This window comes from Streptococcus sp. 1449 (assembly GCF_013276805.1).
Classification (GTDB): domain Bacteria; phylum Bacillota; class Bacilli; order Lactobacillales; family Streptococcaceae; genus Streptococcus; species Streptococcus pseudopneumoniae.
In genome coordinates this window covers 1-5,938 of record NZ_VMLS01000045.1, presented here as the reverse complement: position 1 = coordinate 5,938, position 5,938 = coordinate 1, and the positions used below count along the sequence as shown (strand labels likewise).

Here is a 5,938-nt window from a genome sequence, read left to right as displayed (position 1 = left end):
CTTTGTCCATCTGGTTTTTGACTTCTTGCAATGTTGGCATTTCTTTTTCCTCCAATCTTCCCAAAAACAAAAGAGACATAGCCAAAATAGATTGCTCCACTTTATGCTATACCTCTGATTTTTTCAGTCAGTATTCTTTTTAAATATTATTGTTTTAGATTCCACGCTGGAGACAATCTCGCCGTCTTGTATTTTAAGCGTGATACTCCCAAATCTTGGAATCTCTAACAATTTTATTATACCATAACTTTTGAAATAAATAAAGCCATTTTGTATCTCCATTCGTTATCCTTTCATCTGTTTTAAGGGTGTCACTAGTAGTTACACCATTGCAAGGGGGTCGGTACTATCTACCCCATTTTATTATCTGTATAATACCAATACGGTAGCTACTGAATTAAAAGGTTCACTAGATGATGTACCAGAAAATTTAACGTCCAGCACTTCAACAGTTGCCATGAAGTCATTGATCTCTTTCTCAAAGTCTTCTTTTTCCCATCGTCTAGTATATTCAAATAGTTTAACTTTCATGTTGTTATCCTTTCTTTATTTTAAGATAAATTATGTAAACTAGCTTATTTTTGCCATTTTTATCTATGTTTTTTATACACTTATCGAAAATTTTAGACACTTTATTTTCGAAGTGTATAAAATTAAAAGCCTGTCATATCAAGGGTTTAAGTCCTGTTTTATACGCTTTATACACTTTATACACTAGTTTATATAATTTACGAGAAATTAGCGCTTAATACTGTAAAAGAAAAAACCTACCGTATAAAGTGTATAAGCGTCTAAAGTCCTTGGCGCTCTAGGGGTTTCAGCTCCCACACTTTTTTATCAAGTGTATAAAGTGTATAACTTATTTCTTCCTTTTCGCTCTGCCATTAAAATACCCCCGTTCATTTTTAGCTTTTTTTCGTTGTTCAGGTTTTTCCCTGCCATTAAAATATGGATGTGCGTAAGGTGCTGAATCTTCGTGCGGATAGAAACCAATGTGAAGTTGTCTCCCTGCTGGTATTGTTTTCTGTCCTACCGTTATCCAGCTTGGTAGATTGCTTTTAATTTCTCTATGCAACCCCATTTCTGTCTTGTGTAGCTTCACTCCATAATATTCTATGAATCCTTTCCAATTATGGAAAACAAAATCATTAGGTAAAAACTCACTTGATAGATCATCAGTAAAGAATGAAGATACAAAAGCAATAACTGGATTGTTATCCTCATGGTATTCTTGCAAAATCTCCTTTGATTTCTCTGGTGTGATGTCCTTTGTCGGTGTCTCAAGGGCTAGGCGTGTGAAATACTCCAATACTTCCTTCCTGTTGATGTAGTCGTCTTTAATTGCCTTGTTTGGTTTCCCTTTAAAGACCTTGGTAAATGGTAGAATCTTAAACCGCCTGTCAATCGCTGACCTGTCCCCGTTCATTCTTGGTAAGCCGTTGGATGACTGGATAATAGTCATATTCAAGCGTAGACTGTAAGGGCGTTTTCCTTTATCCTCTATAGTCATAATGTCACCAGTCGCAAGACTAAACATGTTTGACGTATCTTTGATAACTGCGTCCTTTTGTACATCGTCCCCAATAACCAAACTCTTACCTAACAGAATGGAGGTAGAAAAACGGCTTTTGTCAAACTCAGTCATCTTGAGACTTGCGACGTTCTCCATGCCTACCAAGTTAATAAGCAGCTGCTGAAAGGTTCCTTTACCAGTTCCACCCTCGCCATAAAGCCAAAAGATATTTTTTAGGGTTCTACCTGTGATAGTTGCTTTAATAATCTGAATAGCCAGATCATATAATTCTTGGTCGTTATCAAACAATTCAGCAAGCCACTTGCTGGGCTTCCAACCGTATAAAGTAGGCTCATAGGCTTCTGGGTCGTACCTTGTACGGATTTTTCTAGTTACAATAATGCTAGGTGTTAAAGGTTCAAATGTTTCTTTACTAGCGTTATATAGCTGATTTCCGATAACCGTATAATCATTTTGAATAGACTTTAACGGGCTACGTCTAGCGATTTTGTAAATCGTATCAAAGGCTTGTTTTTCTGTCGTATCTGGTTGAATGGTTGAAATTAAATCTTGAAGTAACTCGTTATCTTCTATCCAGATTCCCTTATCAGGATGATAAAAATATAAGGGCGCTTTCTGTCCCTGCGCTTCTGGTCTGATTCTCACAAATCGGATATACTTTCTAAGAAAGTCAGCAACCCCCAAAGATTTAGATGGTCTATCTTCCCCAAGATTCTTACATACGTTGAATAAAAAGTCTTGTACCCCTTTAAAGGTTTTCAGATAGCTTTCTGATTCTTCTATTGCCTTAGTGGGTTCATGCTGCTGATTCTCTTCAATGATTTTATTTACAATGTCATTGCTATTCAAAAGCCACCTCCTTATAGAATTTTGTTGCTACTTCTAGGAAATAGCTTGCTAGGTCTTTGCGTTTAACGATTGCAGAAAACAAGTCCACTAACTGGCTAAAACTGTAGCCATTCACAAATAGCAGTCGGACAAAAAGCGAAGTCTCATATCTGGTATAAATCCCGTTACAAATCAGGTCAAAAATCCAACCCTTTAACTCCACTCCAAGCCCCTGCCGTTGCTCGGTCAATTTGTTTACCTCTAAATCTTTCAGGATCGTCAGCAAGTTAGGACTAGCCAAACCTATCTCTAAATCTCTGGCCAATTCCCAGCCCTCTACTTCCTCGCTTTTGTCTTTAACTACCACATACAAGCCTTTGTAGTGAAAAGCCGTCAAACCCTCGCCTATTGGCTCAAAATAGATAAATTTATAGTGATTGCCATTCTTCCAAACTTGGGTTGGGCTAGACTTGAGAAAGCCAAACAAAGGCAATTTGTCAGCGGATAGAATTAACTCAAGCACTCTCATTCATCCACCCCCAGAAACTTCCAGATGTCGGTCACTAAATAGTAAATCATTCTTGAACCATCGTCTGGCGGTTGATAGCGTCTTAAACCCTGACTTTCCCACTTATTTAGCGTGTTGTCACTAATTTTCAATTCCTCTTTGAGTTCAATTCTATTTATCAACTTAGTCAGTCTCTGCGGTACTTTCTCATGCGCTTCCAGGTATCTTTCCACTACCTCCAGAATGCCATGCGCTAGGTCTTGCTCACTTTCTTTGCTTAAACTAAACATATCCGCCCACCTCCTTCAAGGTTTCTTTGTAGCTTTCTAGGTCGCTATTCATCAACACCGCTAGGCGCTTGCTCTCCTCCTGTACTTGGTTGTAAAAAGCCTTAGCGCCATCTAGTAACTCGCCTTTATTCGCTGGAATAAAGTACCCACTAAAAACGCCGCATCTAACCCCTACAATAGGGATGTTGTGCTTAACTACTAGACGCTTGATAATGTCACGTACAGTTCTTTCTGTTAGCTTGGTTGTCAGGCTAATTTCTGACCCTGTTATGGAGTTCTCAGCCCCTACCTTGATTAATCTTAATACTCGTTTATCGTTCTCTGATAGGCTCATCCAGTTCCTCCTCTCCTTTACTTTTATTTACAAAGGTTATTTGTCCGCTCGCTACCCCTTGCAAAATAGCTTTTTGAGTCTCTATGATTGTATCAAGGGTTTTCAAGATAGCTGTCTTAGTCTCTAAATCCAACGCTTGTTTTGTCAACAAGCCCCTAGTTACAGCTAACTTTGTTGCATTGTCCATACACGTAGCTAGAAAAATATCTTTAGTAAAATAAGGTTCATCTGGTATTTTTTCACTATCAAGGTATATCTTCACTATGTAACTCATTTCATCCCTCCGTAAACTCTTACCCCTGCAAGCTGGATATATCGCCCATAATCAGGGTTTAAATCCTCGCTAGGTGTTTCTATCGTCTGTTGGTTTTCTCGCTCTATTTGGGCGCTTTTTTTGCGGTCTCGGTGGTTTAGATAAAGTAGTAAGCCAATCAATACCACGATTAAGACAGCAGCCTGTGTGTTACTTATATCTAGTTCGTTCATGTCAGTGTTCCTCATAAATCATCATTCCACGGGTGTACTCAATCGAACTTGTCCATAAGCCCAAGAGGTTCTTTTTATCTCGTTTTTTCTTTGCAATATCAATTGCCAAAAGTTCCCAGACGTAATTTAATACTTGGTTTTTATCCATAGGATAGTCATTCTCTTTGGTTATTTCCGCTAGGTATGTGCTTATGAAAAGAAATCCATCAAAATTAGAAAGGCATTTTAAAAGATCCATATCCCCCCAAAAATTTTTATAATATGAATATTCTCTCCACTCTAATTCTCCTATTACCTCAGATACTACTCTCTGTTTCATCCTTTCCGTCTGTTCCTTGAGTGTTTCCTGTTGTTCATGGTATTCTGTGCTAGTTAGTTCATTATAAATATCGTCTAAGTCGTTCAATACTTTACTGATTTCCCTTTTAGCTAATGCAGTTCCATTTCCTACAAGAATTTCTTGTATTTCTTCTAAATTTGTTGAAATAGCTTCTAATTTATCTGCTATCATATTTTCCTCCGTTGACCTTTTAATTATCGTTTCTTATACAGGATATCCTCACACTCAGAGTCGCCAAGTTGAAAGCGTGAGAAAGTACCAGTTTAAAGAGTTGGCGCTCTATGCTTTTCAAAACCTTTTCTAATTGCTTGCCTGCTCTTCGGTTTTATTAGTTTTTCTTAGTTTTGCTATTTACTCATAAATCTCTGACAACTCTTTATAGATGTCATCTGGTATTGCTCGCATTGCTTTCTGTTGCAATTCAATCGCCTTGGTCTTGTCGTTGTCCTTACTGGTGTTTGACTCAATGATTCCAGTTAAGGCTAAAACCTGTCTAAAATATAAATCCATTTTCAAACGTTGACCGGCACTGACCTCTTCTTTTATCTCCTGCTTGCTTCTTAGTAGGAAAATCTCACTAAATTCCCCATCTTCTACCCTGTAGTCAATAACTTTACGGTAACGCCAATTTGATAAACGTCCCTTGATGGCTTTTTCTGACCAAGTTGGTAAAGCGTCTAGTATTAAGTCTACTGTGATGATTCCATTTTCTTCTTGTATGTTTCTTAGTATTTCTTGTGTAAATACTTGTTTTCCCATTCTTTACCTCATTTTTTGGGTACGCAAAAAGCGCACTCTATTTCTATGTTTGACAAATAAGAGTACGCATGATAAGATATTTACGTACCTCATTTGTGGGGGCGGATACTTTGCAACTTCTCGGATTGGCGTTTGACAAGTTGCAAGGTATTTTTTATTTAGTAAGATTTTCAAAGGCTTTTCTCAAGGTTTCAGGTTTTGTCAAACCATTCTTTTTACCGTACTCTTCCAGCTTACTATTTAGCTGTTCGCTAACTCTGACTGTTAATTTTACGGTATTAGAGTTTTCTCCCTTCGGACGTCCTACTTTCTTTATTTTGTCAGTCATCGGATTGCCTCCTTTCTTGACGACATAAATTATTATAATTCTTGTCGTCTTAAATGTCAACCCCTAAACCGAAAAAAATTTAAAATCTTCCCAGCGTACCTTATTTTATTTTCAATGTACTAGCGGAAACCGCTGTATTATGCTATAATCAAGGTATAGAAAAAATATCTATACTCTTGATTCAGTCGCTTGCTTCTGTCGCCAAACGTTCAGCAAGTGACTTTTTTGTTGTCGTTTTTAATCTTCATGTCTAGGTTTTCTATAAATCAGTTGACGGCTTTCCACTAACTCAGCGATAAAAGCTAGGTTATTGGCCGTATTTTCTATTAAGTCGTCAAGCACACCCTTGTTTTCAGGTAATGCCATAGCTTCAGCCACACTCACGGCATCATCTAGCCATGTTTTAAATTCTTTAAAGTTCATTTCTTTTCTCCTTTTTTTGTTATCAATCCCCAGTGGTAAAGCACCAGTGGAGTATCTTGTAGATGTAATATAGTATTGCGATTGGGTTACTCCTTCCGTTCTTATTCG

General features: G+C 37.7%; 12 protein-coding genes. All 12 read right to left on the bottom strand.

What is annotated here, in order from left to right; all coding sequences use genetic code 11:
- Positions 1–123: 123 nt before the first annotated feature.
- Positions 124–282, bottom strand: coding sequence for a DUF2292 domain-containing protein (locus HT687_RS08435; protein WP_014017183.1), 159 nt, complete (start codon positions 280–282; stop codon positions 124–126).
- Between the two features lie 81 nt (positions 283–363).
- Positions 364–531, bottom strand: a complete 168-nt coding sequence (locus tag HT687_RS08430) for a hypothetical protein (protein WP_000865232.1) — start codon at positions 529–531, stop codon at positions 364–366.
- A 328-nt stretch (positions 532–859) separates the two neighbouring features.
- Positions 860–2,383 (bottom strand): DNA primase family protein, encoded by a 1,524-nt coding sequence (locus tag HT687_RS08425; RefSeq protein WP_054388182.1) that lies wholly within the window; start codon positions 2,381–2,383, stop codon positions 860–862.
- On the bottom strand, positions 2,376–2,891 hold the full coding sequence (locus HT687_RS08420; protein ID WP_172924158.1) for a hypothetical protein: 516 nt from the start codon (positions 2,889–2,891) through the stop codon (positions 2,376–2,378). The genes HT687_RS08425 and HT687_RS08420 overlap by 8 nt, the downstream gene beginning before the upstream one ends.
- Positions 2,888–3,160, bottom strand: a complete 273-nt coding sequence (locus tag HT687_RS08415) for a hypothetical protein (RefSeq protein ID WP_054388184.1) — start codon at positions 3,158–3,160, stop codon at positions 2,888–2,890. The genes HT687_RS08420 and HT687_RS08415 overlap by 4 nt, the downstream gene beginning before the upstream one ends.
- The gene (locus HT687_RS08410; RefSeq protein WP_000058847.1) at positions 3,153–3,494 is read right to left on the bottom strand and encodes a hypothetical protein; all 342 of its coding nucleotides are present in this window, start codon (positions 3,492–3,494) and stop codon (positions 3,153–3,155) included. The genes HT687_RS08415 and HT687_RS08410 overlap by 8 nt, the downstream gene beginning before the upstream one ends.
- Positions 3,472–3,768, bottom strand: coding sequence for a hypothetical protein (locus tag HT687_RS08405; RefSeq protein WP_054388185.1), 297 nt, complete (start codon positions 3,766–3,768; stop codon positions 3,472–3,474). The genes HT687_RS08410 and HT687_RS08405 overlap by 23 nt, the downstream gene beginning before the upstream one ends.
- Positions 3,765–3,980 (bottom strand): hypothetical protein, encoded by a 216-nt coding sequence (locus HT687_RS08400; protein WP_054388186.1) that lies wholly within the window; start codon positions 3,978–3,980, stop codon positions 3,765–3,767. Before HT687_RS08400 ends, HT687_RS08405 begins: the two co-directional genes overlap by 4 nt.
- A 1-nt stretch (position 3,981) precedes the next feature.
- On the bottom strand, positions 3,982–4,491 hold the full coding sequence (locus tag HT687_RS08395; protein ID WP_000559698.1) for a hypothetical protein: 510 nt from the start codon (positions 4,489–4,491) through the stop codon (positions 3,982–3,984).
- A 180-nt stretch (positions 4,492–4,671) separates the two neighbouring features.
- A complete protein-coding gene (locus HT687_RS08390) occupies positions 4,672–5,079 on the bottom strand; it encodes a hypothetical protein (RefSeq protein WP_000517977.1) in 408 nt (135 codons plus the stop codon).
- Between the two features lie 154 nt (positions 5,080–5,233).
- A complete protein-coding gene (locus tag HT687_RS08385) occupies positions 5,234–5,407 on the bottom strand; it encodes a hypothetical protein (protein ID WP_000130088.1) in 174 nt (57 codons plus the stop codon).
- 237 nt (positions 5,408–5,644) lie between these two features.
- Positions 5,645–5,938: hypothetical protein (locus HT687_RS11970; RefSeq protein WP_240152478.1), on the bottom strand; the 294-nt coding region annotated here is incomplete at its 5' end.

Coding starts and splice junctions, on each gene's coding strand:
- HT687_RS08435 (WP_014017183.1), bottom strand. CDS start 282: ATGGAGATACAAAATGGCTTTATTTATTTCAAAAGTTATGGTATAATA.
- HT687_RS08430 (WP_000865232.1), bottom strand. CDS start 531: ATGAAAGTTAAACTATTTGAATATACTAGACGATGGGAAAAAGAAGAC.
- HT687_RS08420 (WP_172924158.1), bottom strand. CDS start 2,891: ATGAGAGTGCTTGAGTTAATTCTATCCGCTGACAAATTGCCTTTGTTT.
- HT687_RS08415 (WP_054388184.1), bottom strand. CDS start 3,160: ATGTTTAGTTTAAGCAAAGAAAGTGAGCAAGACCTAGCGCATGGCATT.
- HT687_RS08410 (WP_000058847.1), bottom strand. CDS start 3,494: ATGAGCCTATCAGAGAACGATAAACGAGTATTAAGATTAATCAAGGTA.
- HT687_RS08405 (WP_054388185.1), bottom strand. CDS start 3,768: ATGAGTTACATAGTGAAGATATACCTTGATAGTGAAAAAATACCAGAT.
- HT687_RS08400 (WP_054388186.1), bottom strand. CDS start 3,980: ATGAACGAACTAGATATAAGTAACACACAGGCTGCTGTCTTAATCGTG.
- HT687_RS08395 (WP_000559698.1), bottom strand. CDS start 4,491: ATGATAGCAGATAAATTAGAAGCTATTTCAACAAATTTAGAAGAAATA.
- HT687_RS08390 (WP_000517977.1), bottom strand. CDS start 5,079: ATGGGAAAACAAGTATTTACACAAGAAATACTAAGAAACATACAAGAA.
- HT687_RS08385 (WP_000130088.1), bottom strand. CDS start 5,407: ATGACTGACAAAATAAAGAAAGTAGGACGTCCGAAGGGAGAAAACTCT.